Consider the following 26,803-nt stretch of genomic DNA (forward strand, 5'->3'; position numbering starts at 1 on the left):
ACGGCCATGCATAGACCGGGGTAGTTGCGCAGCTTGCTGCGCTCGCGAACAATGTCCTTAACGCATGCGAAGGCCCTGGATGCTGACAGGAAGCTCATCATGGGTGCGGCCTTGAAGCCGCCGACCGGCTCGCTTCTTAAACACTCCACCCCATTGTTTGAAGAAGAATGGCACACCGGCACTCTGGCACTGGTCACGTATGTCCAGCACCCACTCCTCCTCCATCGGTCGCGCACCGGGGCCGGATTCACCGCCGACGATCACCCAGTTTATCCCCTTCAAATTCAATTTACGAAGCGGTCCAAGCAGCGGTTCACAGGAAAGAAACTTGATCTTGGCAGCCGAATTCCGAAGATGATCTATACGGGAAACCACATCCTCATTCTCGACGCTGACACCCATCCAGATGTGATCGGCCCAATCGAGCTGCGGGCTAAGCTCTTCCAGCCGCTGCGCGCGCTTGGTGAGAATCTGATACTGATGCCAGTCCGCTGTGTTCATCGTATCGAAGATGCGTTGAATGAACTCCAGCGGCACCTTTTCGTGGAAGAGGTCGCTCATGGAGTTGACGAACACTCTTTGCGGACGCCGCCACGTGATCGGCTTGTCCAGCGCATCTTCATGCAGCGCCACGCAGAATCCGCCGGTATAGTGCGGCTGTCCCATAGCCTTCAGCCGTTTGGACATCCGCTCGGCATAACAGTTCTTGCAACCCGGACTGATCTTCGTACAACCGGTGACTGGGTTCCACGTCGAGTTCGTCCATTCAATATCCGACTTCGCCATCACACCATCCCGCTCGTTTCATAGTCATCAGCCCATCGGTACGTCTTCATGTGCGGTGATCTGTGCGCTGCACACATCACGCCGCATGTGGATGACTCAGAAAGAAGGCGCGGGAGGTGTGCCTCGCTGAGGACCTAGGTCTACAAGGGTCTCAGAGACCAGGTCGTTGAAAGGGGTCACACGCCGATTACTTCGAAATTCGCCGTGGCTTCTTTACAGTTTCCTTTGTCAAAGCAATTGACGATTTACCTTGACGGTTCACCAAGGCGGTCTGAATGGCCTCGAGAAGGTCTCGGTTGATACATTGCATGGCGGCATACTCCAGCCGCATTCGGCTAAAGTGGTCAACTAGAGAATTAAAGGTAACAGGACGAAGTTGACGCAGAAAGTCCATCGAGCCATACATTCCTTCGAGACTATGACTCTCGGCTTCACGCTCTGCGAGCTGGGTAATGTACCCAGCGACATCGTGTCCGAAAGCGGCGAGCACCTTCGTCATCTCCTCTGACTGATCGTCTACTGATAAGAGCACTATCTGAGCAGTGCTCTCGATAGCTTTGGACATAGCGCGACGAAAGGCAGGCATTTCGACATTTTGTATCTCAATTGCCTTATTAACCTCAGAACAAAACCGGTCAAATTTGACAAGGGCCGTTTTTCGCAAACGGACTGGATCTTTATCAAACTTATTTCTCATTCGCTTCAATCCATCCGCCAGACGTTTCGCTGCACCGAACATCTTCAGACGAGCGTCATGCACCTTTGTCCCCGCCTGAGTGGCCAATGAGAAGTTCGGATCTCCTTCGTTAATAAGTCGAGCGATTTCCGCGTTCAAGTCCTTATCGCGATTGACTTGACGCTGTAAGGCCTGTCTCGCCTGTTTTGCCGAAGCAGGCGCGGATGCGATGCAACCAGCCGTAGCGGCAGTTACGGCACTACGCCAATGTTGAATTTCCTTGCTAAGGTGAATTCTCACGTATTGCGCGAACCAGTCCAGATCATTATAGGAGTAGTATAGACCACCCTTCTTACTGACAGAAGCCCGAAAGGCGTTTACCTTTCGAATCTGCGATGGGTCAATTTGGTCTCTCGGGATATCTGCGCTCTTGAAATACATGAGTAGGCGCACAGAGGAAGCATCACCTTTGAACCTCTTGTATGCGCGAGAAAATTCCTCTTCCGTCCCCGAGCCGAATTGCCCCGTTGGTATGCCGAATCGCGACCACATGATGCCGATAAAGATGTCATAGTCGTCGCCGATTTGGGAATTGATAACATCTTGAGGATAGTCGCCAAATCCTGGGCGCACATCCGTTTCCCATCGCAACAACTCCAGACGAAGCCCGAGGAACTTACTCCACGAAATGTTTAGCTCCCGGATCACTGCCTCGAGACACTCACGTTCTGGCGCGACGTCGCTGGGAGAAGCGACGAAGACTCGAATGACATGTTCTTTTGCTGGCATAGGATTATGTCAAAATAAATTCGTAGGAATCCACGGCAAACCATACTTTGGACTCACGTCGTATTCGCTCGTGTTGTGTGTGAAGGCGTCCCTACTTCTTCACCCAGGACCGGTAGTGTTCGAGCATGCTGCGGGAGTTGGAGGTGTCTTCCATCAGGGTGGTTTTCAGGGCGAAGTCGCGGGTTTTGGGCTCCCACTCGATGAAGGGGGACGGGGCGACGCCGGTGATCACCTTGCCGCTGCTCTCGCTGACCGTTTCCGTGCTCTTTTCGGTGTTGATGAAATAGATTACCGGGCAGCAGTCGCACTTGGCGCTCTGCAAAAAGCCCGCGCTGTCCAGCGAAGTAAAGGTGAAGGTGACTTCTCCTACCAACTGGCCGCGCTCTTCGAGCAGCTTTTTGCCCGTCACATGGAAGGCGGGATAGTCCTCCTCGAACTTGGTGCCGTTCAGATAGTCGGTCACCAACTCGGCAAAGTCCTTGAAGGAGACATCCTTGCCGTCGTTGTCCGTCGAAAGAATGTTGACGAAGCGGATGGTGCCCGTGCCGGTGCCGTCACCGTTCAGCTTGAAGTGGTACTCTTTTTTCTCGACCGAAATGCAGCCGGCGAGCAGCAGACACAAGCCAAGCAACAGGCTAACGCGCAGAAGGTGCGCCATGACATTCTCCCTAAGATTCATGAAAGATCGTGCGACACAGACGGACGGTCATCGAGATTGCAGGACGGACACGGCAAGCCGTGTCCCTACCGGGGCTTTAAGAAGCGGTCGAAGAACTCGACGTGCTTGCGGTATTCCTTGATGGAGTTGACGCGCTTGCCGCTGCCGTGGCCTTCATCGGCAAAGATCAGCGAGTCCACCACCGTGCCGTTCTGCGCCACGGCGGCCAGCATCTGCCGGGCTTCACCCACAGGCACGCGAGGGTCATTGGCGCCGTGCACGATGAGCAGCGGTGTCTTGACCAGATTGGCCTTGTGGATCGGCGAGATCTGATCCAAAAACGTGCTGTCGGCGAGCGGGCCGTATTCGGCTTCGCGGATCGCGCGGCGGTAAGCGGCGGTATTTTTCAGGAACGTTTTGAAATTGGCGATGCCCACGATGTCGATGGCCGCGCTGAAGAGGTCGGGATATTCGGTGATCATGCCCAGCACCACGTAGCCGCCGTAGGAGCCGCCGCGAATGCCCATCATGCCGGGTTTGGTGTAGCCCTGCGCCACCAGCCAGTCCGCCGCGGCTTTGTAATCCTTCAGCGAATCTTTGCGCTTCTTGTAATTGTCAAGGCTCATAAAGGTGCGGCCATAGCCCGAGGAGCCGCGCGGATTGGGCGCGAGAATGCCGTAGCCGTTGAGCATCAGGTACTGGAAGTTGCGGATGAATGCCGGCTGGAACTGGCCTTCCGGGCCGCCGTGCGCGTCAATGATAAACGGCACCGCCTGGCCTTCCTTGTAGTCGGGCGGCAGATAGAGGAACGCGGGGATTTCCAAACCGTCAAAACTCTTGAAGCGGACCAGCTTGGGCTCGCGGAACAGGCCGCGGTCGATGCCCGCATAAATCGAATGGGTGAGCTGCTTCAGGTCTTTGGTCTGCGGATTCCACTTCCAAACGTCCGGCGCGCGGGTCGGGCTGGAGAAGGAGATCAGACACTCGCCGTTCTGATCGAAGGAGCCGCCGCCCAGCAGGCCGTCGAGCGGCGGATTGGGCAACTCCTTCTTCGAGTCCGCGTCGCGCATCTTCAGACGGTTGTAACCGTCTTCATTGGTGATGGCCACCTGATATTTGAAATCGCGGGAGAAACCGTAACTTTCGGTGTCCCACTTGGGATCGAGCCAGCCGTCCTTGATCCACTCCACCACCTTCTTCGGATCCGGCTTCTTCTTCAGATCGGCCACCATTTTGGCCGGGCGGGAGATGCCTTCGGAATTGTCGTTAGAGGTAAGGTAGACCGTCTTGTTGTCGGGCATCAGCGTGACATTGCCGAACTGCACGTCGCCCTTGTGCGGCGTCATCAGTGCATACTTGCCCGTGGCCAGATCCACAAAATAAAGGTCGTTGTTGACGTTGGAGGAGTAGTTGGCAACAATCATCTTCGTGCCGTCTACGGACAGATCGGCAATGGCATTGGAGCCGCGCACGTGCGCCGTATCGCCGAACACCTTGCTGTACTTGCCGTCGGCAATGGACATGCGGTAGATGAAGAAGTCCTTGCCGTTCTCTTCGTTGGAGCGGAAGTAGATGCTCTTGTCATCGCGCGTCCAGACCACGGAGCCGAACTGCACCTTGCCATTGTCGGTCAGGCGGCAGGTGCGGCCCGTCTTCGTATCCAGCAGATAGAGCTGCGCGTTTTCATCGCCGCCCACCGATGCGCCGACCACCGCCATGTTGCCGCCATAGGACAACGTGAAGAACTCCACGCCGTCATCGAAGGTAGTCAACTGATAGGGCCAGCCCTCTTCGGTAATGCGGTAGACCTGCGAGGCCCCGGACATGGTCGAGGAGAAATAGACATCCTTGCCGTCCCACGACAGCCCGTCGGGCATGCAGCCGCCGATGTTCAGAAAGGTGGCAATGTCGGGAATGTACTTGCCCTGATTGAGCAGGCTCGGCGCGTCCTTGCCGCTCTGGGCGAAGGCCGTTGCCGACAGGATCAGCAGTGCGACAAAAACAGTTCGAATACGCATGAAAGGTTCTCTCTGCAAATTGACGACGAAATATTCTATCGGGTGCAAAGCGTGTTGGTGCTCACTCCTCGACGCCCATTAATTCCACGAACAGATCTTCGAGATGCTTGCCACTGGCGGCGGCTTCGGCTTCGAGTTCTTCCTGAGTCCAGTGGCGGTAGATGCGGCCCTCGCGGATCATGGAGATGCGCGTGCAATAACGCTCCAGAGACTCCAGCATGTGCGAGGCCAGCAGGATTCCGGTCCTGCCCTCCGCGGCCAGATCCTTCAGATGATTCTTGACGCGGTAGCCCACCACCGGATCGAGGCCGTTCAGCGATTCATCCAGCACCACAAACGGCGGATGGCCGAGCAGCGCCAGCATGATCGCCAGCTTCTGCTTCATGCCAAAAGAATACGCACCCAGTTCGGTGTCGAGGCTCTCGCCAAGGTCCACCAGTTCGGCCAGCATGTAAATTTCTTCTGCGGGAGACTTCAAATTGCGGATGCCCGCCATGAAATCGAGGTGCTGCCGCCCGGTGAGGCGCTCGATGAAGTCACCGGGCTCGAAGGCGCAGCTTAAGACGCGCTTGGCCGCAAGCGGATCGGTGGCGACGTCGATGCCGTCAATGGTAACGCTGCCCGCGGGCGCGGTCCACTGGCCGGTAATGCAATGCAGCAGCGTGGTTTTGCCCGCGCCGTTGGGGCCGATGAGGCCAAGGAATTCGCCGCGCTGGAGTTCCAGAGAAATCTGATGCAGCACCGGCTTGCCGCCGAGTGCCTTGGAAAGTTCGTGGACGCGCAACAGGTGTATGTCAGACATGCAGCCCCTCTTCGCGGTAGCGCCACATGTGCGACGCCCTGCGGAATAGATAAATATCAGCGGCCAGCACCAACGGCACCGCCGCTACCCAACTCACCGTGTAAACCAGCAGCCCTCCGGCGCCGACCACTCCCATGTAGACGAATTCCGTGGTCTGCTGCGCATCCGGAAAAGCCGACACGACCAGCAGGCGCACCGGCACCACTCCGGCATAAATCCCCAGCAGGATGGCGCACGACCGCAAGGCAGCGGACGGCTCCACCGACACGATCAGCACGCCACTGGCAAGCAGCATGGTTCCGGTAATCGCCAGCGGCAAAGCGGAAATTGCCCGCAGCCAGGCGCCGAAAGTGACCGGCATCTGGCGCAGCAGGCGGTACACGGGAAACACGGGCTGGAGCATGACATTCAGGATCAACGCCGACCAGCTGCCGAAAAACACCACCATCAGAACCGGCGCATTCTCCTCGTGCGTGGCTAAAGCGGTGAGGGCCAGCAACGCGGAGATGGCGACGAGAAACGCAATCATCATGTAGAGACGGCGGCCGCCGATATTCCGTGCCTGACCCCAGCTTGACATTTGAATGCCGGCGCGCAGGTTGTCGAGGGTGACAAACCGCGTCACCGGCGAGCGCATGCGGTCGGCGATGAAGGTGGCCAGCGGCACCGTTTCTTTGGCGCGGTGCTGCGTCTGCTGAATTTCGAAGGACGCAGCAATGGCGCTCCATTTGCGCACCAGCAGATGCCGCGCCAGCAGCACCAGCGCGGCCACGGAGAGTGCGATGACCACCAGCGCGGCGACGGTCATAGAGAGCACATCGTTTTGCCGCGCATATTCGGCCAGCAGCCAGAAGCCCACCAGCGGCTGCACGAAGAGCATCGTGAGCAGCGCACCCAGCCACTTCAGGATCCAGTTCTGCCATTGCAGCATGCGGGCACTGCCCAGCCGCAGCACGAGCGTCGAGAAGGTTTTGGCGATGCTCGCCGCCGCTATCAGCAGCACTGTGCCCAGCAGCAGAAACGGAAACTCCTTCCACCAGACCAGCCCGGAGACAAAGGACAGTCCGATGCTGATCACCAGCGCGACGGCCACCCACACGCTGTCCATGAGAAACATGGAGCCGAGCAGCGATTGGGCGATGCTGCGGGGTTCGACCGGCAGCACACTCCACGAGCCGCTGGACCAGCGGGCCAGCAGGCGGTTCATGCGGTCAAAGGATCCGAGCATGGCCGCGAGAAGTGTCAGCAGCAGCGGAAAGGCATAGCGGATAAAATGCCACTGTTCGAGAAAACGCGCCTGATGCGCGGCCACATGGCGGAAGATGTTGAACCAGAGATAGAAGCCGAAGAAGAGCACGAACCAGGCCGCGCGCCGCATTTGTTGCCGGTTGGTCCACAGACGGACCACGCTGCTCCGCAGCCGCTGCATCTCGAGGAGAAGAATCGGATCGGTCATGCGTGGCGATGGGTAAAGAATCCGGTGCCGGCGCGCACACCGATGTGGCCCGCGCGTACCAGACGCTTGAGCAGCGGCGCGGGACGGTAGCGTTCTTCTTTGAATTCGGCATAGAGGCCATCCATCACGGCGAGCACACGGTCGAGACCGATGCGGTCACCCCACGCCAGAGGACCGAAGGGATAGTTGACGCCGAGCTTCATCGCCTGATCGATCTCTTCGGCGGAGGCAATGCGCTCCTGCAGCGCCATGGCGGCCTCATTGACCAGACAGCAGACGGTGCGGCCCAGCACGCCGCCGGGGCTGTCGGTCACCTGCGCCGAGCCCAAACCCATGCCTTTGAAGAACTCCCCGGCCCTGCTCAGCGCTTCGGCGGAGGTGTGCGGCGTGACCATGAGTTCGACGAACTTCGTTTCGCTGATGGGCGGCAGAATGGAGATTCCCACCACGCGCTCGGGCATCATCATTTCCCGCGCAAGTTCGCCTGTGGAAATGGCCAGCGTGTAGGTCAGAATCAGCGTGTCTTCATTCAAGGAATCGTCGAGGTAGAAGAGCACATCGGCCTTGGCTTCGAGACTGGCGCAATGCAATTCGATGGCCATGCTGTATTCTGCGGGATCGATGGCTTCTTCGGGAGCCAGCACCTTGTGGGCCTTGCCGGCGAATTCGATGTCCTCCTCGGGCACCAGCAGCGTGACGCTGTGTCCGGCGGCGGCAACCTTGTCGGCAAAGGGGCGGGCGTCGGCCACGGGTCCGGCGATAAGGATTCGGCCCAGCGCGTACAGTTCGGGCTGGTCGAGGGGGAGCTGATTATCCGGCATTGGGGTACTCGTAGAAACCGCGTCCCGACTTGCGGCCAAGACGCCCGGCCTCCACCATTTTCTTTTGAATGAGATGCGGACGGAAGCGCAAATCGTGGAAGTAACCTTCCCAGATCGAGCGCGTCGTCGCATAGTTGATATCCACACCGATCATGTCAATCAGTTCGAACGCGCCCATTTTGAAACCGCCGCCTTCACGCAGAATCTGATCGATGGTCTTGATATCGGCAACACCTTCACCGAGGCAGCGCAACGCTTCGCCATAGAAAGGCCGCGCGCAGCGGTTGACGATGAATCCCGGCGTGTCCTGCACCTTGGCGGGTTCCTTGCCGATCTCCTTGATGAAGCTTACGCAACGGGAGATCACTTCGGTAGAGGTCTGCTGTGCGGCCACCACTTCCACGAGCTTCATGCGCGTGGGAGGATTGAAGAAGTGCAGCCCGCACACGCGGTCGGAAAAGCGCGTCTTGGCGGCGATGGAGGTCACCGAAAGCGAACTGGTGTTGGTGGCCAGCACGGTGGGCGGCTTGAGCTGCGCATCGAGCCGAACAAACAGTTCCTGCTTGACGTCGAGCCGTTCGAACACCGCTTCGATCACCAGATCGGCGTCGCCGCAGTCGCCCATGCCGCTGACGTAGCGGATGCGCGCGCGGATCTCGCTTTCCTGCTCGCGGCTGAGGCGCTTGGCCTCGACGCCGGCGCGCAGGTCGGCGTCAATCTGCTTCTGCGCGCGCTTGGCCGCTTCGGGCGACGGATCGCAGACAGTGACATGGATGCCCGCGGTGGCGCACACCTGCGCAATCCCCGCGCCCATCGTGCCCGCGCCGAAAACGGTAATTTTGTTGAACGTTAAGGCCATGAACCGTGATATCCTGTAGGGTGAGTGCGACGCGCGCGAAAACTTATTTCAGCAACGACTTGGTTTGCTGTTTCAACATATCCTGCAAAGACGGGCTGTAGCCGACGTGACGGTAGGCAATTTTGCCGTCCTTGTCGATTACCACCAGCGTGGGGATGCTGTTCACACCATAGTCCGTCGCCATGTCATTGGTGCCAAGCAGCACGGGGAAATGCACATTCTGCTGGGTGAGGAACGGCTTGAGCTTGTCGGTGCCGCTGCGCTCGAAGACATTCACGCCGTACACCACCACATCCTTGGGCTTGGATGCATCGGTGTAGAACTTGTCCAGCAGCGGCATGCTCATGCGGCACGGCCCGCACCACGTCGCCCAGAAATCGAGAATCACCACCTTGCCGCGCAGACTGGCCAGCGAGATTTTCTTGTTGCTGGCCAGATCATTGAGGGTAAAATCCGGCGCGGGGAGATTCAGCCGCTGCTCGGCGGACGGCGCCGCCGACGGATCGGCATTGCGCTGCGGCGCCGAGGCCTGCGCCTGTTTGGACATGGCCATGAGCCGCGCGCGATCCGCCATCTGCACCTTGGCCAGCAGATCATTCCAGCGGGAATCATCCCGCAGCGGAATCAGGTCTTCATCTTTTTTGTACTGTTCGATGTCACAGAAGCCCAGATCCGCCGCGGTGAAGAGCCACGTGAAGGCAGAATCTTTTTCACCGGCCAGAGCATAGCCGCATCCCAGGTCATAGGCATGATCACCGGTATGCGAGACCGATACCAGCTTGCGCATGGTGGCAATATGGCCCTGCCAGTCGGACTGCTCCCGCTGCGCGCGCGCCTTGGTGTAGAGCGCGTCCACATTGTTCGGATTGCGAGCCAGAAAATCGTCGAGCAACTTCACGGCCTGAGCCTGATCACCGGCCAGACGGATGCGGTAAATCAGCGGCACGAAATTGTCGGGCTGCATTTCGGCCAGCTTGGCAAAGACCTCATCGGCGGCTTGACGGTCGCCGCGCCGGGCCAGAACATTGCCCAGCGATTCCACCGCCCACGGCAGGGAATTATCTTTGGCGATGGCTTTGCGCAGAGCAACTTCCGCCTTGCCCAGTCCCGAATCTCCCGCAGCGGCATAAGCGCCTGCGATGAGCAGATTGCCCCAGTAACTGTCGGGATCCTTTTTCAACAGCAGGTCGGCATACTTGCGCTGATCATCGGGACTCTGCGACAGACGCCCCGTAATGAAGACGGCCACCACGTTGCTCGGGCCCTGCTCGGCGCGAGACCGATAATAGTTCCGCGCGGAATCCAGATTGTCCACCGCCAGCACCGTCGCCACCCGTAGCTGCACCCCCATGTCCGTGGGGTACTTCGCCTGATAGTCGCGCAGAATAGCCTTTTGCTGGTCGTAGGCTTTGGCCGAATCGGTCGCAGCCTGCAACGACAATTCCGCGGCGCTGGGTTTGTAGACGCGCACCGAAAAATCCGCCGCGCACGCCGGCGCGACGCACATTCCCATCAGTGCCAACGCGATCCATCCCGAAAGTCTCTTCATCTTTACCTTGCTGTTTGTCTAATCTGTCTGCGTCGTATCTGCATTCACCCGCCCCGTGCCGGGCTTGACAACCTCTTCCAGTTCCCGCACATGATCCGAACCGTTGATCTGCTCTTTGACGAGCCCCACGCCCGGTGCAAACCAGCGCACCACGCGGTCATTCGCGCCTGCCGACCAGTCATTATACTCTTCGGGCGTAAACTCACCGCGCTCGCGCCAGGCATTCAGAGAATCCATGAACGTGGGCAGCACGATGGTGGTGGTCTTGTAGCAGTTGTCAAAGGTGCCTGCCGGTACGGTCACAGTTTCGAAACCCTCGAACAGCGTCTTTGTACCGGTGTCCATATCTTCCCACTCTTCCCCCGGCTTGGCGGTTTCATCCACCCACAACTGGCGGTATTCGGGAAGAGCAGATAGCGCAGTGCGGGGATTGTTTGTGCCGAAATAGACCAAGTCGCCCTTGCTGCGAAACATGCATTGCCCGAGGTCAATCCCTTTGACCACCACAGGGTAGACACGGATAGCCCGGCCCCCTGCGTAGTACATATGCATGGTGTACGTGTGCTCTTCGGTACCGACCGTCTCCCGGTAACGCATCACACGGTCATCGAGCAGGGGCAAATGCTCTGTGCCGCCCCGCAGAATGATGCGTTCCGGTCCGCCACCGCAGCCGGCGATGATCAGGAACAGACCGATGAAGAAGGCGTGGTTCAGGCGTTCTCGGTGCATGGTTGAACATATGTTTAATTACTATGGAAAATCCTGAAACACAAGAATGTAAGATACATCCCCCAAAAAGTCAAGGCAAGAGCAGGAATTCCAAATTTGTCACGATGAACCTGATTTCCCCAGCAAACTCTTCAGTCCTGCTTCAAGCTCGGGGTATTCAAATGAGTAGCCTGCGTCCAGCAGTTTACGCGGCGCCACGCGCTGACTCCAGAGCAGCGATTCGGCCAGTTCCTTCCCCAGCCGCAGATGCAGCGCAGCGCGCGGCACATCCACCCACGAGGGCCGGTGCAACACCCTGCCCAGCACCCGCGCGAAATCCCGCTGCCGGACCGGATTCGGTGCGACGGTATTCACCGGGCCGGATAGCGCGTCCGTCGTCAGGGCAAACTGAAGCACCCGCACCACATCCTGAATCGTCACCCAACTGAAATACTGCCGTCCTCCAGCCAGCGGCCCTCCGATGCCGATGCGGAACAGGGGCAGCAACTCCGCCAGAGAGCCGCCCTTGGGGCTGAGTACAATCCCGAATCGCAAATTCACCACCCGGATCCCCTGCCTTGATGCCGGCAGAGTAGCCAATTCCCACTCCCGCACGACCTCGCAGAGGAATCCCTTGCCGGCGGGCTGGCTTTCATCCAGCAGATCATCGCCGCGCTCACCATAAATGCCGATGGCCGAGGCCGAGACGACCACCTGGGGCGGCACCGTGAGTGCGGCCAGAGTCTCGCACAAAAGCCGCGTGCCTTGCGCGCGGCTATTCATAATTCGCTGCTTTTCCGCCGTAGTCCAACGGTGGGCCGCGATATTTTCCCCGGCCAAATGGATGGCAGCATCGGCTCCCTCCAGCGCGGCGGAGTCCAGCTTCCCGGAGGCGGGGTCCCACACCACCGCATCGGCTCCGGCCCGGCTGCCCGGGCGCACGAGGCGGATCACGCCGTGGCCGCCCGCACGGAGCGCAGGCATCAGCGCCGAGCCGATCAGACCTGTGGATCCGGAGACCAGAACGCGCATGGCGTCTCCCTCAGGATGAACGCTCCGTAGAGCGCATCGCCTGTTTTGCTTCCCGCCCTTTGACAATTACAAACGCGATCAAGGCCACAAGGAAGAACACCAGCAGCATCCACGCCACGGCCTGAAGCGTTCCGATGACCGTCCGGTAAATCTCCAGCACCCAGCGTTCGGACGTCAATTCGAGAATCTTCTGGTCCGGAGCCTCGGCGGAGATGTAACGCTCCAGTTTCCAGACCTGAACGCCGCCGGAAATCCCCACCACATAGATCGCGAAGCGGAGATACTTCACCCATTCGGAGTGAATCTGTTCGCCGATCAGGCGCTCGAGAATGCGATCTACCGGACGGCGAAAGATGCGCGCCAGAATGAAGCACACCACCAGCGAGATGGCCAGGCTGGCCACCAATAGGGCAAAGAACACAGCGTCTCCCTGCGGCTTAGGATTGGCCCGGAATTACGGTAATAAACTCGGCGAACGCGCGGGACTCGGGAATCGGCTGGTTATCCTCGATCAGCCCCTGCACATGACGCCGCAATGCGACGCGGATATTTTCCTCCAACTCCTCGCGGGTCGCTCCGGTTGCAATGCAGCCGGGCAAGTCCGGAAAGTAGGCCGAGAAATTTCCGTCCTCCGGCTCAACGACTGCCAGATAATGAGCCATCGTGCCTTTTCTCCTTGAACGTAAGCTGGGCCTGCCGCGCAATGCTGCGCGCGGTTCCGCTTCCTACCAGATGGTTTAGCTGCCCGGAAATGGTCACTCGCCCCGGTTTGGAGGAGTGGACATACTGCCAGTGCGCGCCGCGCAGCGAGATGAGTTGCCAGCCGTCGCTCGTGATGAGCTTAATAATGTCTTTCATGAATGGCATCGGGTGCCTTTCCAAGGTTCGCTTCCGCCGACCACATCAGACGGGGCCTTTTTCAAGGTCATCAGTTACGTGCACAGAATCCTGTCGATTCCTGTGCGAAATTCCCGCATCCCTCCGTGCGACGGATGACGGACATAGACGGGAGTCTGTCCGACATCCTGAACCGCGCGCTGGGCAATGCGTCCCACCGCAATGATTTGTGCAGGCGCCAGCCGTTCGACCAGTCCGTTCAGCAATTCCGCAAAGGCCTTGACGTCACTCCGGCTGGGCCGCCGCAGGGAAAACGGCTCTCCTGCCGGATGCGGATGCAGCGGCACGGCATTCCAGATGAAGCAGCGCGGATGATGCCTTGCCATCACATCCCAGAAGATGCCCGCGGTGCGCTCGTGGTGCGGCTCGTCATGGGTGCTGGATTGCCGCCCGGCAAAGGGCAGTTCGCCCGAGCACAGTTGCCGTTCACTGGTAAAAGGCACTCCCGAAAAGCGGCAGCCCCACGGCCCGGAAGCTTCGCCCACCAGCAGAATCCCCGGCGGTTCGGGAAAGCTGCTCAGATAACCGCGCAGATTTTTCCGGCGGATGGCGCAGGCGTCGGCGCGGTCCGCCCCGGCATGGCATGCGGCGTACGGGTTGAACAGCGTCGCGCTCGAAGGATACGCGAAGACGTGCCGCGTGATCAGCCGCCACAGATCCTGCGGAATCATGCGCCCCAGTCGATCACGAATTGCAGGATGCACAGCGGATGGCCGTCGGGATCATACAGCCAGAACAGGCGCACCCCGGGCTGATCCTGCACCTCGCTGACCTTCTCGCCCATCTCGGTCAGCCGTGCGTGGGACTCGTCAGCGCTCGGCGTCATAAAGACCACATAAACGCTGTGCAAGCCGGACGTCGTGACGGCCTGACCACCCGCCGCTTCGCGCAGCGTAATCCGCTGTCCTTTGACACCCGACAAAACGGCCAGACGGTAGCGCGCATCGTAGTGCTCCGGCGACAAATCAAACACCCTGCGATACCACGCGACGGACTCTTCGACATTGCGGACACGGAGAATCGTGGTATACAGTTCCGGCCTTGGAAAAGGTTCGTTCATGGCAGGTCATCCATCCCGGTTGGGTTCTCGTCTCCTTTGCGTTGGCGATAATCCGTCCCCGCAACGATGAGTACGAATTCTCCCCGAACGGCGTGCGAGGTAAAGTGGGCAAGTAACTCGGACAGCGTGCCGCGCCGCACCTCTTCGTAGACCTTGGTGAGTTCGCGGGCAATGGCCGCCTGACGGTCGCCGAGATACTCCTGCAATTCCGCCAGTGTTTTCAAAATCCGGTGCGGACTTTCATAAAGCACAATGGTCCGCGGCTCTACCGCCAGTTCCTTCAAGCGCGTCTGGCGGCCCTTCTTGTGCGGCAGAAAGCCGTCGAACACAAAGCGGTCGGTAGGCAGTCCGGACAGCACCAGAGCCATCACAATCGCGCTGGCTCCGGGGATAGCTTCCACCTTGAAGCCTTCATCCATAGCCTGGCGCGCCAGCACCGAACCGGGATCGGAGATCCCCGGTGTGCCGGCATCACAGACCAATGCGACGCGATGTCCGAGGCGCAACTGTTCGAGAATCCAGGGAATCTTGCCGCGAATATTGTGACTGCCGTAGGACGTCGTCGGTGTGGAAATATCGTAGTGCCGGAAGAGCGTGGCCGAATGCCGCGTATCCTCACACAGAATCAGGTTCGCACGCTTGAGTTCTTCCACTGCGCGCATGCTCAAATCCGCCAGATTGCCGATGGGCGTAGCCACCAGCACTAAGGTCCCCGTGCGCTCTTCGCTCACCAGCGCGGGTCCTCCACGTGGGACGCGCTGAACGGCGGCGAGAGCCACGCGATGGGCGCGGGCTGCCGTTTGAATGCCGAACCGCGCATCAGCGACACCACGCGGTCTACAAGCTTGGGGTCTGTGCCATCGGCTAAAATTTCCGCGCGCGATTTCTTCTCATCCACCATCTTCACCAGCAGCGCGTCGATCTCGGCATAGCTGTGGCCCAGTTCACCTTCGTCGGTCTGGCCCTTCCACAGGTCGGCGCTGGGAATCTTGTCCTGAATCGCCTGCGGAACGCCGTAATACTTCGACAGCAGGCGCACATCGGTTTTGTACAGATCGCCGAGCGGATTCAAAGACCAGGCCGCATCGCCGAAGAGCGTGCCGTAGCCGAGCAGCGTTTCCGTCTTGTTGGATGTGCCGAGCACCAGTCCCTTGGAGTGGGACTGATCGAAGAGCGTGATCATCCGCAGCCGCGCGCACAGGTTCCCGCGCCGCACGGGCGACAACTCTTCCGCTTGCGACTCAAAGGCGTCGGCCATGGCGCTGATGTCCACCACGCGGCTCTGCACGCCCAGGTCTCTCACCACATGCTCGGCATCGCTTAAGGATTCGGGAGAACTGGTGCGGTAGGGCAGCAGCACGCAGTAGAGCCCCTCCGCGCCCACGGCATCCACCGCCATATAGGCCGCAAGGGCCGAGTCAATGCCGCCCGACAGACCGAGAATATACTCCTGCCGCCCGGTCTCCTGCAACCGTGTCTTCAACCAGTTCCGGATGCGCTGCGCGGCCTCTGCCGCATTACTGACAAAACCCATAAGTTTACGTGCGGTCCGCCGTGGACCGCTTCTCCAAGATTTACTCTGTTCGAAAAGTGGGTTGAGGCGGGGCATTCGATGACGCCTCGCCTCAACCGTATTTGTCCATCCTGACCGAAGCGAGCCGTTACAGCACTAACTGTGCTTCCGCTTGCGCCGCCAGCTTTTCCAGCGACTTGCGCATGACGTCCAGGCCTTCGGCGATCTCCGAAGCGGAGATGGTGAGCGGCGGACGGAAGCGCACCGAATGCGTGCCGCTGCCCAGCATGACTACGCCGTTTTCATACAGGTCGCAGCGCAAGGCATCGCGCAACGCGCCGTTCGGCAGATCAATCGCGCACATCAGGCCACGGCCACGCACGTTGGACACGAGCTGCGGGAAGTCGTCGCCGAGCTGCTTCAAGCCGGAGAGCAGAACTTCGCCCATCTTCGCGGCCTGATCTACCAGCTTCTCTTCGGCGATGATGTCCAGATAGAGCTTGAAGCGGAACATGTCGATCAAGTTGCCGCCCCAGGTGGAGTTCAAGCGGCTCGGTACATGGAAGACGTTGTCTTCGACGTCATCGATCCGCGAACCGCAGAGGAAGCCGCAGACCTGCGTCTTCTTGCCGAAGCAGATCATATCCGGTTCGATGCCGTAGTGCTGGTGCGCCCACATCTTGCCGGACAGGGCAATGCCCGACTGCACTTCATCGACGATCAGCATGGCTTCATGTTCCGTCGCCAGCGCCCGCAGTTCATGCATGAATTCGGAACGGAAATGATTGTCGCCGCCTTCGCCCTGAATGGGCTCAATGATGATGGCGCAGATTTCGTCGCGGTTTTCCATGAACGCGGTCTTCATCTGGGCGATGGCCAGGCGCTCCACCTTCTCCACGGCTTCGAGGTTGCCCTCGGTGAGCGGGAAGGTGACCTTGGGATTCACAATGCGCGGCCAGTCGAACTTGGCGAAGAACTTGTACTTGTTCGGATCGGCGGTGTTGGTCAGGGACATCGTATAGCCAGTGCGGCCATGGAAGGCTTCCTGAAAGTGCATGACCTTATTGCCGATTTCGCGGCGGTAGCCCTTGGCGAAGTTCTTGCGGACTTTCCAGTCCATCGCGGCCTTAATGGCATTTTCCACGGCCAGCGCGCCGCCGGCTACGTAGAAGGAGTACTTCATGTAAGACGGCACGGCCACGCGGAAGAAAGTATCCACGAACTCGGCCATCTCGATGGTATAGAGATCCGAGTTGGTGATGTTATTGACGGCCAGCTTGCCCAGGCGCTCGATCATGGCCGGCGTGGTCAGCTTCGGATGATTGAAGCCTACCGGAGATGAGGCGAAGAAGCTGAAGAAGTCAAGGTATTTTTTGCCCGTACGCAGATCGTAGAAATAGGATCCGCGGGAATTTTCGAGGTCGAAGACCAGATCGAAGCCGTCCGCGAGCATGTGCTTGCCGAGAGTCTCGTGGACATTATCCGGAGTGATTTTCGTCATGGCTGCTGTCTCCATAGGTTGCCAGATAAACAAACGGGTACCAGACTGTAGGAATAGGCCGGGCGGGCGCAGAGCGACCGCCGCCGCGAACCACAACTACAGGCGTGGCGGGTCCTGCGATCCCGTTTGCCGCTGGGCAAACTCATGGAGGTTTTGCATCACAAGCATGGTGTCCTTTTCAGATTTCTATCGTCGTGCAAGGTAGTCCAGACAAACTCACTCCCCCAGAAACTCTTTCTCCAACGTGGCCACTTCATCCGGCGCATCCAGCATCGGAAAGTGTCCGGCATTATCGATGCGCTGAATGTCCGCATCTTCCACTTCAGCCTGAAGCTCCGCAATGTTCTTTTCCGCCGCGCGGGGATCATTCCGCCCCCAGATCAGCAGCTTGGCACCTTGGTACTCTTTCAGCGCGGCACGGTAACGGCGAATACGGTCGGCAGTCCCCGCTTCGGCCAGCGTGGGCGACGTGCGCGTGCCCTGTTCCGTACCGAGAAGCTGGGCAAACTGCAGTTGCGATTCGGTTTTGGCACTCTCACTCAGCGCGGCATTCTGCTGCACCCAGCGGGAGATCGTCTTCGGCGACCACTTGGCTTTGCCGAAGAGCTTCGACCTCACTCCGCCACGTGCCGGGCTTTCCCACAAGGGAGCACTGATGAGACTCAGACGGCGGACACGTGCCGGATCGGTAAGCAAGAGATCAAGTGCGGGCCATGAACTGTCGCCGTGCGCCACCAGATCGAACCGCTGAATCGATTGGGCGGCAAGCAAGCCTTTCAGCCAGCGCTGCATGCCTTCCGCAGACAGATCCGGCGGGGCTTTAGCAAAGCGCGAGAAGGATTTTCCCCAGCCGGGAAGATCGGGCGCAATGGCCAGCCGTGAACGGCCCAATGCTTTAATGACCGACGTCCAAATAAATGCTCCGCCCGGCAGTCCATGCAGGAAGATCACAGGAAAACTATCCGGCTTCCCTTCTACCACGGCGAAGGTGCGCACACCCGCCGCGGAGAACTCCTGAATGTCCAGATTGGCGCGCTCATACCACGGTAACTGCTCAAGGCTCATCGCGCGCCGGATTCCTTCTGTCAGTGCCGCACAAAACTGTAGCGGACGCTCACCTGCCCGATCCACTCATTCAGCCATTTGGTGTATTCGTGCGCACCCGTGTCGGCGAAGCGATCCACATCTGCCTTGATTCCCTCGAACCGCGCGTCCAGCAGCAAATCCCAATTCCGGGCCAGATAGATCGCCAGCAACGATTCCACAAAGTAACCCGGTTTCGGACCGCTGCGCATGCGGGTGTGATAGGACGGCACGGCATCAGGATAATGTGTCGAGTAGTCCTTCTGTTCGATCTCCTGCGTGAACCATCCCAGCGATGCTCCCGCTCCAATGGCAGGACGCACCCGGTAACGTTCGATGTATAGAAGATCAAACCGCGCACCGAGGGAGATCCGGTCATCCGTCCAGTGCGATTCGGCCCGCTCATTGTCGGCGGAGGTCATGCCACTTGGCTTATAGGACACGCCATCCGAGCGCATGGCATTGCTGTGCCGGTAAGCAAGGTGCGCACTGAGCCGTCCGTGCTCTACACCGACTTCGGCTATGCCGCCCGGTCCCACATGCCGCCGCAAAGACTGCAGGGTTTCATGGCCGGTGTAGGAACTGGCCGTGGCAAGACGCGGAGAATCACCTTGCCACCAGGGCTTGGCATGCCCGGCGCCCACCACCATCACGCCACCGGCCACATATGGAACGTAGTCCGACGCTATGGCCGGAAGACTCACAAAGAACACAAGTAGCGCTGCACATGTCCACACCATGGGTCCCTCCCGTGTTTGTGTGCTGCAAGAAAAGTTTTTAGCCGGTCAGGCCGTCGCGCCTTCGGATTGCTTGGCGAGGTAGTTCTGGATGCCCATCTGCTCGATCTGATCCAGTTGCGCTTCGCCCCAGTCGCGGTGGCGCTCTTCGTCCTTCAAAATCTTCATCAGCAGTTCCACTGTGCCCTGGTCCTTGACCTCATGGGCCAGCGTGATCACATTGTTGTAGGAGCCAATCGCGTCCAGTTCGGACTGGTTGTTATTCACGATCATTTCCTGCACCGTGCGGCCGATCTTGATGGCATTCAGATTCGAGACAATCGGCATTCCCTCGAGGAAGATGATCCGCCCGATGTGCCACTCGGCATGATGCATCTCGTCGATGGCGTGCTTTTCGAGCTGCTTGTGCAACTTGGTGTAGCCCCAGTTGTCACACATCTCGGACTGAACCATGTACTGATTGATGGCGGTGAGTTCATCCGCCAGCAGCCGGTTCAGCGCTTCAATAATTTTGTCGTTACCCTTCATGTACGTCCCTTTCTTTAGTGATTGGGTGCAAAGACTTGCGCGTCCGCAGGGATCTATGCAAATAATGTTTCGAACGGGTTTTCGATGCCGATTTCGCGGAGGGCGGCAAAGGCGTTGCGGTCGGGAGTGACCAGCGTCTTGACGCCGTGGGCGAGCATGGTGGCCGCGAGGTGCGCGGCGCCGAACGTGATGCGGGCAGGGTTCTTTTCCATCAGCTTGAAGGCGCGGCGCAGAATGGCGTCGTCCGAATAGAGCACCACCGGCTGCGGATAGCGCGTCAGCCGCTCGATCATCTTCTCTACCGTAACCGGAGCGAGGGGACGGCGCGCAAAGCGCTCGCTTGTCGTCAGCGCGGCAAATTCATGCAAGCTCTGTTCACACACGCAGGCCGCCCACTTGCCGCTCACCGACTGTTCGAGAAATTCCACCGCCCGCCCATGATGCGGCGAAGCCGTGTCCGCCGCGTAGATCAGCACACTGGTATCGAGGCACTTCATCGGCGGCCTCCGGTCAACGTCTCGCGGTCCACATGATCCATGAAGCCGATCTCGCAGGCCAGCTTCAAAAAGCCTTTCAGGCCGTTGCGCGGGTCGGCATCCATCGCCGCATCCGTGGGCGGCTGGCGCGTGATCTTCTGCTGCTCCTTGTAGAGCAGAATGCCGGGACTCTGCGCGGGAAAGCGCCAGAGTTTGCCCACTTTCAGGGCGCTGATCCGTCCCTCGCGGGCCATGCGCTGCGCCGTTGAGGCACTGATCTTGAGCAGTTTCGCCACGTCCGCCGTGGTGATATAGTCGCTTTGAACCATCGCACTCTCACTTTGGTTCGACAGGCATCCGGTATATCAGGCTGGTGACTTGGGGGTGACCGGCGGGGCCTGCAGCGCGATCAGACGCGCTTCAACCTCCGCGGCTTCTTCGAACTTGCCCGTAGCAGTGTAGAGCTGGCCGAGTTCCTTCAGACACGGGGCCGCGCCGGCGTGAGAATGGGATTCGAAGATGGCCAGCGCGCGCAGGTAGAGGTCTTCGGCCTCGGTGTAGGTTCCGGGCACACAGAGAACAGCGGCGAGTTTCTGCAGACTCGCGGCAACATCGGGGTGATCCTTGCCGAGACGCTGTTCGTCCCGGGCAATAATCTGGCGGTAGAGATCGGCCGCTTCCGTGTCCCGCCGCAGAATCTGGCAGAGCCCGGCGACTTTCTTCCAAGCCGCCACGGACTCGTCGTGATTCTCGCCGTGCACTTCCTGCAGAATCATCGCGGCGCGGCGCAAGGGAGCTTCGGCGCTCTCAAAAGCCTGGTGGGCCATGTAGAAGTCCGCCAGCCGCGCCAGGTCTTCGGCGATGACCGGATCCTTGGGACCCAGCGCCTTTTCATGCAGGGCCATGGCTTCCGTGGCGATGCGCTCGGCTTTGGTGTATTTGCCGCGGGCCGCAAGGACGGACGCCTGCGCAAGCATGGTCTCGGCCATGTCGGGATGTTCTTTGCCCAGCGCCTGCTCCCGGATGGTCATTACCCGAATCAGGAGCTGATCGGCATCATCGAACCGCTTCTGCTCGATCTGCAATTCGGCCAGATTTTGCAGCGCCTTGCCGACGTCCACATGCCATGATCCCAGCGCGCGTTCCTGCATGGAGAGCGCGCGGGAAAGCATCAACTCCGCCTGTGAGATGCGGCCGCGGTCCCTATAGAACTGGGCCAGCCGGTTAATAGTTTGAATCACGAACGGATGAGTCGCGCCAAGGGTACGTTCGAGAATGGTCAGGGCGCGTTTGAAATTCTTCTCCGCCTCCAGCCATTTCTCCTGCATGCGCAGCACTTCGCCAAGATTATTCAGACTGGCCGCAGTGCGCGGGTCCTGCGGTCCGAAGTCCTTCTCCGCATACAGGGACGCCAGCGAGAAGAGCCGGTGAGCTTCCTCGTAGCGGCCATCGTGAAAGGCCTTCTGTCCGGTCTCGGTTGTCTCTTGCCAGCGGGAAGTTTCCGCCATAAGTACGTCTCCCTATTCGGAGCCAAATTGCATACATACTGTCAGAGCAATATTATGGAAATCCCCGCATTGCCGCGGTTCAGATCCGAATCCCGCCGCAGTTCAGGGCATTGATCCAGCACGTCGCGCGCCACTTCTTCAAAACTGTTCCATTTCTCGCCGAACACGCACGCCCGGATCTTGCCCTGATTGCGCCGGTTGGCCAGCGATTTTTGGACCCGCTGGCGGAGGACTCCGCCCGTTCCGCTTGATCCGTATCCGTGGATCACCTTCAATGCTTTCACACGGTCCCGCTTCGCCGCTTCAATCGCTTCCGAAAGCCGCCGCAGAGCTTCCTCGCCCGTAGGCAGTCCGGTTTCTAAATTGACGATGCGAAGAATTTCGGGCATAGAAGGAACGTTGGAGCGCAGTCTCTGTTGTTGTAATCGTTATCCTTGGCCGCGTTTGCTGCTCGTGCCGCCGGTGGCGCTGCTGCCGCCCCGGCCATACATGGCCAGCAGATGCCCCTGGGACAGAATGTGCCCCTGCATGGCGCTTTCCAGCGCCGTGCGGCTGGCGTTGTCGGAAAGATTCAGCATGTTGTCGAGCGCATACACCGTGAAGTAATAGCGGTGCGCCTTTCCCGGAGGGGGACAGGGACCGCCGTAACCGGTCTTGGGCCAGCTATTCTGTCCCTGCTTGACACCGGCAACGGTGGCATTCTTGGCCAGTCCTTCATCCAGTGAGGTAATGCTCGGCGGAATGTTCCACACGACCCAGTGCGTCCATGTTCCGTTCGGCGCGTCAGGATCGTCCATGATCAGCGCCAGGCTCTTGGTGTTCGCCGGTGCGCCGCTCCACGCGATGGGCGGCGACATATCCTTGCCTTCACAGGTGTACTGCTTAGGGATCATGGAACTGTCGGTGAAGGCGGTACTGGTCACCATGATAGTCATGGTATTGGTTCCGCTTCTCATGTTGGTTCCTGACGTCGTATCCGTCGTGCCCATCGGCGCCGGAGTATTCACTCCGGTGGTATTGGTATTCATAGTGCCTGCGGTGTTCTGTTTGGCCCGGTTACAGGAAACAAGGGTGACCGCAGCCAGCGCGCACACCGCGAGAATAAGCATTACTCTACGCATGTTCAATCTCCACCATAAGGTTTACTGTAAGTCTTTTGCTGATGCCCCTCTGATGCATACTTTACATCCGGTTCATCAACCGGCTCGAGCGTCGGCTCGCTACTTCCGAAGGCTGTTCTTAAGGAAATTGATTCCCTGCTGAAGAATGTTCGGTGGCGGGACCTCGCCGTGCGGCGTCAACTTGTCCACCACGTTGGGCAGAACATGCGGCAAACCTTCCACGGTTTCCTGCGGTGACAGGCCGCTCTGCTGGGCGATCTGCTCGATGTCCTGACGCCCCAGCGCCTGCTGAACCGCTTGCGGGTGAATCGGGGCATTGGGTCCGTTTCCTACCCAGGAGTGGGCGGCGTCACCTTCGCCTGCGTTATGGAACTTATCCAGCAGGCCGCGCAGCGCATTGGGATGGCTGGCCATGTAGGTCAATACGCCCGTCGCCAGCATGGTATACAACGCGGGACCGGTGCGTCCGCGAGTACCTGTTTGGGATCCACCGAAGAGTGTCATGATGAGAGTCTCCTTAACTTCACGATTGCCGTAACGGATTCTTTGCATTCGGTAAAGGTGCGTTTAATCACTTTCTCTATTCACTCCAGATCGGTTCTCCATTCTCCGTAAAGGAGAGCATGGCGCGGCGATGACCCTGTTTGTCGCGTAAGATCAAGCTTGGCGCATCGGCCAAATTGATTTGAAAACTGGCCCGCTCTGTGCCGCTCTCGTCCACGAGGTGAAGTTCGCGGGCGGCAAGGGATTTCTGCGGCGATGAGCTTTGCAGCCACCGCACCGAAAACGCGCCACCGGCAAAGGCGGCAATCGCCACCACCAGCACCAGGATCAAAAACTGTCTGCCGGACATGGTCTCTCCTTTTCCCACTTGTCAATTGTCAAAGAACACAGAATGTGCGTATCAACCAGATTGAGCACCGAACTATTATGCGCCGCCACCCCGCGCATAAATTTCTCTGTGCTGCCGGTGGTCTTAGGGCCGCCGCGCGTCCTCAGCCGCGCAGGGCGGCCATGGCACCGAGACGTTTGGTTTCGTTATGTTCCGCGCCCCAGCCGGCATTGGCCAGGCGGTACGCCATTTCGATGGCCATTCCCACTTCTTCGGCGGATTCCGAACCGGTGCCGGAGCCGGCAAAAGACATGATCTTCGAGATCTGGCCGCGAATGTCCTTTTCCAGGTCTTCCACAAATACGATCATCGAATTAAGCTGTGGATTGGACTCGCGCCGCTCGCCGGCCTTTTTCAGCGAGATGATCTCTTCGCGGAACAGATCCGCATGCGTCCGCCGCTTCTGAAACTCTGCCAATTTTTCATCTATCGTCACGGGCTTTTCCACGTATCTCCTTTGTTAAGAATGTGCCGAAAAGTAAGATTACAAGGTGCGGTGGCTGCGGACTCTTCGTCCGCCGCCGGCGGTTACGTTCTTAAAGTACCGTAAACTTTTTGAGCAGGGCAATCTGTCCCGCGTGATACACGTTATGCTGAACCACTCCGTGCAGGAGAAAGTAGGGCGCCATTTCGAGGCCCGCATCGTCGTTGTCCAGTTCCGTACCGCCCAGACTCGCGGCGGCCTCTTTCAGAGCGGTGTGTGACGCGCGCAGTGCCGCGAGCATCTGCTGCCATGCGGCGTCGGAGGTGTCCGTTATGAGCGACCAGTTCTCTTCGGCGGTAGGATTGAACCGCTCGCCGCCGATCCGCCGCCGCGCCACATCCTGCCAGGCTGCCATGTGCCGCACGATTTCCCAGATCGAGTGGGCCTCGGCCATCGGATGCGCCGCCGCCTGCTGCGCCGTCACGCCCTGCAGGATTTCCATAACGGAATCGCCATGCCACGCCGGGCCGTCAAAGCAGCGATTCAACTGATCGACAATCCGCTCCGCTTCGCGCATGTGGTCGCCCTTTTCGAATTCTTCTGATTGCGCTCGCCACCTTTCGCCGCGCGGGGTGTCCTTACCCCGCGCGTCCAAACAAGGGAAAAGGGGGATCGGAGAGCTGAATAATCCCCGGCTTTTGAAGCCAATACCATCGCGCACTTGACCATTGGTACTGCTCCGGCGAAGTACACAGTCCCTTGTGACACGGATTCCAGTGCAGATAGTTCAGCTTAGTCCAGATAGCATTCGGTCCGGGAACCGGCACATCATCGAAAAGGTCCCGCCAACCTTCCGCCTGCGGGCAATGAAGGTGCAGCAATCTGCGGCTCGTGAACCGTTTGAAATGCTCCATCATCCGCGATGGCGTTCCTTCCTCCGTCGTCTGGATCAGGACCGTGTGCAAATGGTCGGGCATCAACACGTAACCGAGACACGCGAGCCCAGTTCGATCCCGATAGCTTTCGAATATCGACAGCAACTCGGTACACAGTTGCGCGTCGCGAAACCAAATCCCCGCCGCCGGGTGACCGTGGTCACGAAATGCACGCTGCCGATCCCTTGATAGAGTTGGTGCCGTCGTAGCATGTGCGTGTGGCGCGCGGGGTAAGGACACCCCGCGCGGCGAGGTTAGTGCCGTTCGTCCTCCGAAGAACATGCCGTGCTTGCGCCGGGCGGATCGCTGGGTATCCGCCCGGCGCAATACTCTTCGCTGCGCGGGGTGTCCTTACCCCGCGCGAATGTGGCCTCTTACGCCGAAACTACTTCTTCTTGGCGGTTTCGTCGGTGTCGATCTGCGCCTTCTGCAGCGTGCCGCTGTAGTCGACGTAGCAGGTCTTAACTTCCGAGAAGAATTCGTACGCACCCCAGCCGCCTTCGCGGTGGCCGTTGCCCGTACCCTTCATGCCGCCGAAGGGCAGATGGGCTTCCGCACCGATGGTGGCGGAATTGATATAGGTGATGCCGGTTTCCAGTTCGCGGAAGGCGCGATAGGCGCGGTTCACGTCCTGCGTGAACACGGCGCTGGACAGGCCGTACTCGATGTCGTTGCCGACCTTCAGAGCTTCGTCGTAGTTCTTAACCCTGATCACGGACACCACCGGGCCGAAGATCTCTTCCTGCGCAATCCGCATCTTCGGCGTGACGCCCGTAAAGATCGTGGGCTCCACGAACCAGCCGTTCTTGTATTCGATGCCGGTCTTGCGCTTGCCGCCCAGAACCAGCGTGGCGCCGTCTTCCTTCTTGCCGATCTCGATGTACTCGAGGTCGGTGTTCATCTGCGACTCGGACACTGCCGGGCCCATCAACACGCCGGGATCGTTGCCGTAGCCAATTTTCAGCTTCTTGGCGGCCTTGATGAACTTCTCCACGAATTCGTCATGGATGCCTTCTTCAACGATCACGCGCGAGGTGGCGGTGCAGCGCTGTCCGGTGGTGCCGAAACCGGCCCACACGCAGGCGTCCACGGCCAGATCGAGGTTGGCATCATTGCAGATGATCGTGCAGTTCTTGCCGCCCAGTTCCATCGAAATCCGCTTGAGCTGCGGCGCGGCCATTTCCATGATCTTGCGGCCCACACCGTTGGATCCGGTGAAGGAGATCGCCTTGACGTCCGGATGGGACACGATGGCATTGCCGACCTTGGTGCCCGATCCGAAGACCACGTTGATGACTTCCGGCGGGAAGCCGGCGTCGAGAATCGCATTGACCAGATTCCACACCGACAGCGGCGTGATTTCCGCCGGCTTGATGACGACCGTGTTGCCGCACATCAGCGCCGGGAACGACTTCCACGTGGGAATGGCCATGGGGAAATTCCACGGCGTCACCAGACCGGCCACGCCCATGGGCATGCGCACGGTCATGTTAAACTTGCTGGGAAGTTCGGACGGCACGGTCTTGCCGAACATGCGATAGCCTTCGCCGCAGGCATAGAAGGCGGTGTCGATGCCTTCCTGCACGTCGCCGCGGGTTTCGAAAATGGGTTTGCCCATTTCGCGGGTCATGTCGAACGCAAATTTCTCTTTGCGCTCTTTCATGATTTCCACCAGCCGGAAGAAGAGCTGCGCCTTCTGCGGCGGGGGAACAAGACGCCACCATTCAAACGCCTTCTTAGCCGACTTAACCGCGCGGTCCACGTCAGCCGGACCACTGCGGGGGAAGGTACCGATAAGATCTTCGATGTTAGCCGGGTTGCGATTCTCGGAGACTTCTCCGCTGGACGCATCGCACCACTTGCCCGCGATGAAATTCTGGTACTTTTTGGTTTCGTGCTTGAACTTGTAGGTCACTGCCTGGCCGTTAGTCTTCGCTTTCGGAGCCTTGGCCTTGGTTTCAGGACTCATATCCT

33 protein-coding genes are annotated in these 26,803 nt (G+C 59.2%); all 33 read right to left on the minus strand.

Translation table 11 applies throughout. The annotated features are described in order from the left end of the window. Window positions 1–57: 57 nt before the first annotated feature. The 33 genes from VGL38_00450 to VGL38_00610 all read right to left on the minus strand — a co-directional run bounded on the left by VGL38_00450 (window position 58) and on the right by VGL38_00610 (window position 26,798). Window positions 58–789 carry a phage Gp37/Gp68 family protein gene (locus tag VGL38_00450; GenBank protein HEY3293885.1) on the minus strand — a complete coding sequence of 244 codons (732 nt, stop codon included), beginning with the start codon at window positions 787–789 and terminating at the stop codon, window positions 58–60. A gap of 184 nt (window positions 790–973) precedes the next feature. Continuing rightward, a complete protein-coding gene (locus tag VGL38_00455; protein ID HEY3293886.1) occupies window positions 974–2,251 on the minus strand; it encodes a hypothetical protein in 1,278 nt (425 codons plus the stop codon). 91 nt (window positions 2,252–2,342) lie between these two features. Next, complete coding sequence (locus VGL38_00460; GenBank protein HEY3293887.1) at window positions 2,343–2,909, minus strand: hypothetical protein; 567 nt, start codon at window positions 2,907–2,909, stop codon at window positions 2,343–2,345. A gap of 86 nt (window positions 2,910–2,995) precedes the next feature. Next, window positions 2,996–4,927 carry a S9 family peptidase gene (locus VGL38_00465; protein ID HEY3293888.1) on the minus strand — a complete coding sequence of 644 codons (1,932 nt, stop codon included), beginning with the start codon at window positions 4,925–4,927 and terminating at the stop codon, window positions 2,996–2,998. Window positions 4,928–4,988: 61 nt separating this feature from the next. Beyond that, complete coding sequence (locus VGL38_00470; GenBank protein ID HEY3293889.1) at window positions 4,989–5,729, minus strand: ABC transporter ATP-binding protein; 741 nt, start codon at window positions 5,727–5,729, stop codon at window positions 4,989–4,991. Then, window positions 5,722–7,185 carry a hypothetical protein gene (locus VGL38_00475; GenBank protein HEY3293890.1) on the minus strand — a complete coding sequence of 488 codons (1,464 nt, stop codon included), beginning with the start codon at window positions 7,183–7,185 and terminating at the stop codon, window positions 5,722–5,724. The genes VGL38_00470 and VGL38_00475 overlap by 8 nt, the downstream gene beginning before the upstream one ends. After that, window positions 7,182–8,006 carry a 3-hydroxyacyl-CoA dehydrogenase family protein gene (locus VGL38_00480; protein HEY3293891.1) on the minus strand — a complete coding sequence of 275 codons (825 nt, stop codon included), beginning with the start codon at window positions 8,004–8,006 and terminating at the stop codon, window positions 7,182–7,184. Before VGL38_00480 ends, VGL38_00475 begins: the two co-directional genes overlap by 4 nt. Continuing rightward, complete coding sequence (locus tag VGL38_00485) at window positions 7,996–8,865, minus strand: 3-hydroxyacyl-CoA dehydrogenase NAD-binding domain-containing protein (protein HEY3293892.1); 870 nt, start codon at window positions 8,863–8,865, stop codon at window positions 7,996–7,998. The genes VGL38_00480 and VGL38_00485 overlap by 11 nt, the downstream gene beginning before the upstream one ends. 43 nt (window positions 8,866–8,908) lie before the next feature. Beyond that, window positions 8,909–10,414, minus strand: a complete 1,506-nt coding sequence (locus tag VGL38_00490; protein HEY3293893.1) for a redoxin family protein — start codon at window positions 10,412–10,414, stop codon at window positions 8,909–8,911. Window positions 10,415–10,432: 18 nt separating this feature from the next. Continuing rightward, window positions 10,433–11,143: a hypothetical protein gene (locus tag VGL38_00495; GenBank protein HEY3293894.1), complete on the minus strand. Its 711-nt coding sequence runs from the start codon at window positions 11,141–11,143 to the stop codon at window positions 10,433–10,435. A 99-nt stretch (window positions 11,144–11,242) separates the two neighbouring features. After that, window positions 11,243–12,154: a TIGR01777 family oxidoreductase gene (locus tag VGL38_00500; protein ID HEY3293895.1), complete on the minus strand. Its 912-nt coding sequence runs from the start codon at window positions 12,152–12,154 to the stop codon at window positions 11,243–11,245. 10 nt (window positions 12,155–12,164) lie between these two features. Next, on the minus strand, window positions 12,165–12,575 hold the full coding sequence (locus tag VGL38_00505) for a hypothetical protein (GenBank protein ID HEY3293896.1): 411 nt from the start codon (window positions 12,573–12,575) through the stop codon (window positions 12,165–12,167). A 16-nt stretch (window positions 12,576–12,591) separates the two neighbouring features. Beyond that, entirely contained in the window at window positions 12,592–12,816 is a 225-nt protein-coding gene (locus VGL38_00510) for a type II toxin-antitoxin system HicB family antitoxin (protein ID HEY3293897.1), read from the minus strand. Beyond that, on the minus strand, window positions 12,791–13,012 hold the full coding sequence (locus tag VGL38_00515; protein ID HEY3293898.1) for a type II toxin-antitoxin system HicA family toxin: 222 nt from the start codon (window positions 13,010–13,012) through the stop codon (window positions 12,791–12,793). Before VGL38_00515 ends, VGL38_00510 begins: the two co-directional genes overlap by 26 nt. A gap of 74 nt (window positions 13,013–13,086) precedes the next feature. Beyond that, window positions 13,087–13,722 carry a uracil-DNA glycosylase gene (locus VGL38_00520; protein ID HEY3293899.1) on the minus strand — a complete coding sequence of 212 codons (636 nt, stop codon included), beginning with the start codon at window positions 13,720–13,722 and terminating at the stop codon, window positions 13,087–13,089. After that, window positions 13,719–14,111, minus strand: coding sequence for a VOC family protein (locus VGL38_00525; protein HEY3293900.1), 393 nt, complete (start codon window positions 14,109–14,111; stop codon window positions 13,719–13,721). The genes VGL38_00520 and VGL38_00525 overlap by 4 nt, the downstream gene beginning before the upstream one ends. Continuing rightward, window positions 14,108–14,842 (minus strand): 16S rRNA (cytidine(1402)-2'-O)-methyltransferase, encoded by a 735-nt coding sequence (gene rsmI, locus VGL38_00530; protein HEY3293901.1) that lies wholly within the window; start codon window positions 14,840–14,842, stop codon window positions 14,108–14,110. Before rsmI ends, VGL38_00525 begins: the two co-directional genes overlap by 4 nt. Then, a complete protein-coding gene (locus VGL38_00535; protein ID HEY3293902.1) occupies window positions 14,839–15,645 on the minus strand; it encodes an NAD+ synthase in 807 nt (268 codons plus the stop codon). The genes rsmI and VGL38_00535 overlap by 4 nt, the downstream gene beginning before the upstream one ends. 127 nt (window positions 15,646–15,772) lie before the next feature. Further along, window positions 15,773–17,125, minus strand: coding sequence for an L-lysine 6-transaminase (gene lat, locus VGL38_00540; protein ID HEY3293903.1), 1,353 nt, complete (start codon window positions 17,123–17,125; stop codon window positions 15,773–15,775). Between the two features lie 216 nt (window positions 17,126–17,341). Further along, window positions 17,342–18,190, minus strand: a complete 849-nt coding sequence (locus VGL38_00545) for an alpha/beta hydrolase (protein HEY3293904.1) — start codon at window positions 18,188–18,190, stop codon at window positions 17,342–17,344. Between the two features lie 20 nt (window positions 18,191–18,210). Next, window positions 18,211–18,948 carry a hypothetical protein gene (locus VGL38_00550; GenBank protein HEY3293905.1) on the minus strand — a complete coding sequence of 246 codons (738 nt, stop codon included), beginning with the start codon at window positions 18,946–18,948 and terminating at the stop codon, window positions 18,211–18,213. Window positions 18,949–18,993: 45 nt separating this feature from the next. Next, window positions 18,994–19,473, minus strand: a complete 480-nt coding sequence (gene bfr, locus VGL38_00555) for a bacterioferritin (protein HEY3293906.1) — start codon at window positions 19,471–19,473, stop codon at window positions 18,994–18,996. A gap of 53 nt (window positions 19,474–19,526) precedes the next feature. After that, entirely contained in the window at window positions 19,527–19,970 is a 444-nt protein-coding gene (locus VGL38_00560; GenBank protein ID HEY3293907.1) for a type II toxin-antitoxin system VapC family toxin, read from the minus strand. Next, on the minus strand, window positions 19,967–20,278 hold the full coding sequence (locus VGL38_00565; protein ID HEY3293908.1) for a helix-turn-helix domain-containing protein: 312 nt from the start codon (window positions 20,276–20,278) through the stop codon (window positions 19,967–19,969). Before VGL38_00565 ends, VGL38_00560 begins: the two co-directional genes overlap by 4 nt. A 36-nt stretch (window positions 20,279–20,314) precedes the next feature. Further along, the gene (locus VGL38_00570) at window positions 20,315–21,457 is read right to left on the minus strand and encodes a tetratricopeptide repeat protein (GenBank protein ID HEY3293909.1); all 1,143 of its coding nucleotides are present in this window, start codon (window positions 21,455–21,457) and stop codon (window positions 20,315–20,317) included. A 41-nt stretch (window positions 21,458–21,498) separates the two neighbouring features. Then, on the minus strand, window positions 21,499–21,846 hold the full coding sequence (locus VGL38_00575; GenBank protein ID HEY3293910.1) for a Smr/MutS family protein: 348 nt from the start codon (window positions 21,844–21,846) through the stop codon (window positions 21,499–21,501). Window positions 21,847–21,885: 39 nt separating this feature from the next. Beyond that, the gene (locus tag VGL38_00580) at window positions 21,886–22,578 is read right to left on the minus strand and encodes a YbhB/YbcL family Raf kinase inhibitor-like protein (GenBank protein HEY3293911.1); all 693 of its coding nucleotides are present in this window, start codon (window positions 22,576–22,578) and stop codon (window positions 21,886–21,888) included. Between the two features lie 99 nt (window positions 22,579–22,677). Then, on the minus strand, window positions 22,678–23,082 hold the full coding sequence (locus tag VGL38_00585) for a YidB family protein (protein ID HEY3293912.1): 405 nt from the start codon (window positions 23,080–23,082) through the stop codon (window positions 22,678–22,680). A 76-nt stretch (window positions 23,083–23,158) separates the two neighbouring features. Next, window positions 23,159–23,431: a hypothetical protein gene (locus tag VGL38_00590; GenBank protein HEY3293913.1), complete on the minus strand. Its 273-nt coding sequence runs from the start codon at window positions 23,429–23,431 to the stop codon at window positions 23,159–23,161. 142 nt (window positions 23,432–23,573) lie between these two features. Beyond that, complete coding sequence (locus tag VGL38_00595; GenBank protein ID HEY3293914.1) at window positions 23,574–23,918, minus strand: hypothetical protein; 345 nt, start codon at window positions 23,916–23,918, stop codon at window positions 23,574–23,576. An 88-nt stretch (window positions 23,919–24,006) separates the two neighbouring features. Further along, a complete protein-coding gene (locus tag VGL38_00600; protein ID HEY3293915.1) occupies window positions 24,007–24,471 on the minus strand; it encodes a DinB family protein in 465 nt (154 codons plus the stop codon). Between the two features lie 61 nt (window positions 24,472–24,532). Continuing rightward, complete coding sequence (locus VGL38_00605; GenBank protein ID HEY3293916.1) at window positions 24,533–25,111, minus strand: transposase; 579 nt, start codon at window positions 25,109–25,111, stop codon at window positions 24,533–24,535. A gap of 103 nt (window positions 25,112–25,214) precedes the next feature. Next, the gene (locus tag VGL38_00610; GenBank protein ID HEY3293917.1) at window positions 25,215–26,798 is read right to left on the minus strand and encodes an aldehyde dehydrogenase family protein; all 1,584 of its coding nucleotides are present in this window, start codon (window positions 26,796–26,798) and stop codon (window positions 25,215–25,217) included. Window positions 26,799–26,803: the final 5 nt, after the last annotated feature.

Source organism: bacterium (assembly GCA_036504735.1).
Taxonomy (GTDB): domain Bacteria; phylum Electryoneota; class RPQS01; order RPQS01; family RPQS01; genus DASXUQ01.

Excerpts from the sequence above, each read along its gene's own strand:
- VGL38_00455 (HEY3293886.1), bottom strand. The coding sequence starts at position 2,251 with ATGCCAGCAAAAGAACATGTCATTCGAGTCTTCGTCGCTTCTCCCAGC.
- VGL38_00460 (HEY3293887.1), bottom strand. The coding sequence starts at position 2,909 with ATGGCGCACCTTCTGCGCGTTAGCCTGTTGCTTGGCTTGTGTCTGCTG.
- VGL38_00465 (HEY3293888.1), bottom strand. The coding sequence starts at position 4,927 with ATGCGTATTCGAACTGTTTTTGTCGCACTGCTGATCCTGTCGGCAACG.
- VGL38_00470 (HEY3293889.1), bottom strand. The coding sequence starts at position 5,729 with ATGTCTGACATACACCTGTTGCGCGTCCACGAACTTTCCAAGGCACTC.
- VGL38_00475 (HEY3293890.1), bottom strand. The coding sequence starts at position 7,185 with ATGACCGATCCGATTCTTCTCCTCGAGATGCAGCGGCTGCGGAGCAGC.
- VGL38_00480 (HEY3293891.1), bottom strand. The coding sequence starts at position 8,006 with ATGCCGGATAATCAGCTCCCCCTCGACCAGCCCGAACTGTACGCGCTG.
- VGL38_00485 (HEY3293892.1), bottom strand. The coding sequence starts at position 8,865 with ATGGCCTTAACGTTCAACAAAATTACCGTTTTCGGCGCGGGCACGATG.
- VGL38_00490 (HEY3293893.1), bottom strand. The coding sequence starts at position 10,414 with ATGAAGAGACTTTCGGGATGGATCGCGTTGGCACTGATGGGAATGTGC.
- VGL38_00495 (HEY3293894.1), bottom strand. The coding sequence starts at position 11,143 with ATGCACCGAGAACGCCTGAACCACGCCTTCTTCATCGGTCTGTTCCTG.
- VGL38_00500 (HEY3293895.1), bottom strand. The coding sequence starts at position 12,154 with ATGCGCGTTCTGGTCTCCGGATCCACAGGTCTGATCGGCTCGGCGCTG.
- VGL38_00510 (HEY3293897.1), bottom strand. The coding sequence starts at position 12,816 with ATGGCTCATTATCTGGCAGTCGTTGAGCCGGAGGACGGAAATTTCTCG.
- VGL38_00515 (HEY3293898.1), bottom strand. The coding sequence starts at position 13,012 with ATGAAAGACATTATTAAGCTCATCACGAGCGACGGCTGGCAACTCATC.
- VGL38_00520 (HEY3293899.1), bottom strand. The coding sequence starts at position 13,722 with ATGATTCCGCAGGATCTGTGGCGGCTGATCACGCGGCACGTCTTCGCG.
- VGL38_00525 (HEY3293900.1), bottom strand. The coding sequence starts at position 14,111 with ATGAACGAACCTTTTCCAAGGCCGGAACTGTATACCACGATTCTCCGT.
- VGL38_00535 (HEY3293902.1), bottom strand. The coding sequence starts at position 15,645 with ATGGGTTTTGTCAGTAATGCGGCAGAGGCCGCGCAGCGCATCCGGAAC.
- lat (HEY3293903.1), bottom strand. The coding sequence starts at position 17,125 with ATGACGAAAATCACTCCGGATAATGTCCACGAGACTCTCGGCAAGCAC.
- VGL38_00545 (HEY3293904.1), bottom strand. The coding sequence starts at position 18,190 with ATGAGCCTTGAGCAGTTACCGTGGTATGAGCGCGCCAATCTGGACATT.
- VGL38_00550 (HEY3293905.1), bottom strand. The coding sequence starts at position 18,948 with ATGGTGTGGACATGTGCAGCGCTACTTGTGTTCTTTGTGAGTCTTCCG.
- bfr (HEY3293906.1), bottom strand. The coding sequence starts at position 19,473 with ATGAAGGGTAACGACAAAATTATTGAAGCGCTGAACCGGCTGCTGGCG.
- VGL38_00560 (HEY3293907.1), bottom strand. The coding sequence starts at position 19,970 with ATGAAGTGCCTCGATACCAGTGTGCTGATCTACGCGGCGGACACGGCT.
- VGL38_00565 (HEY3293908.1), bottom strand. The coding sequence starts at position 20,278 with ATGGTTCAAAGCGACTATATCACCACGGCGGACGTGGCGAAACTGCTC.
- VGL38_00570 (HEY3293909.1), bottom strand. The coding sequence starts at position 21,457 with ATGGCGGAAACTTCCCGCTGGCAAGAGACAACCGAGACCGGACAGAAG.
- VGL38_00575 (HEY3293910.1), bottom strand. The coding sequence starts at position 21,846 with ATGCCCGAAATTCTTCGCATCGTCAATTTAGAAACCGGACTGCCTACG.
- VGL38_00580 (HEY3293911.1), bottom strand. The coding sequence starts at position 22,578 with ATGCGTAGAGTAATGCTTATTCTCGCGGTGTGCGCGCTGGCTGCGGTC.
- VGL38_00585 (HEY3293912.1), bottom strand. The coding sequence starts at position 23,082 with ATGACACTCTTCGGTGGATCCCAAACAGGTACTCGCGGACGCACCGGT.
- VGL38_00590 (HEY3293913.1), bottom strand. The coding sequence starts at position 23,431 with ATGTCCGGCAGACAGTTTTTGATCCTGGTGCTGGTGGTGGCGATTGCC.
- VGL38_00600 (HEY3293915.1), bottom strand. The coding sequence starts at position 24,471 with ATGCGCGAAGCGGAGCGGATTGTCGATCAGTTGAATCGCTGCTTTGAC.
- VGL38_00605 (HEY3293916.1), bottom strand. The coding sequence starts at position 25,111 with ATGTTCTTCGGAGGACGAACGGCACTAACCTCGCCGCGCGGGGTGTCC.
- VGL38_00610 (HEY3293917.1), bottom strand. The coding sequence starts at position 26,798 with ATGAGTCCTGAAACCAAGGCCAAGGCTCCGAAAGCGAAGACTAACGGC.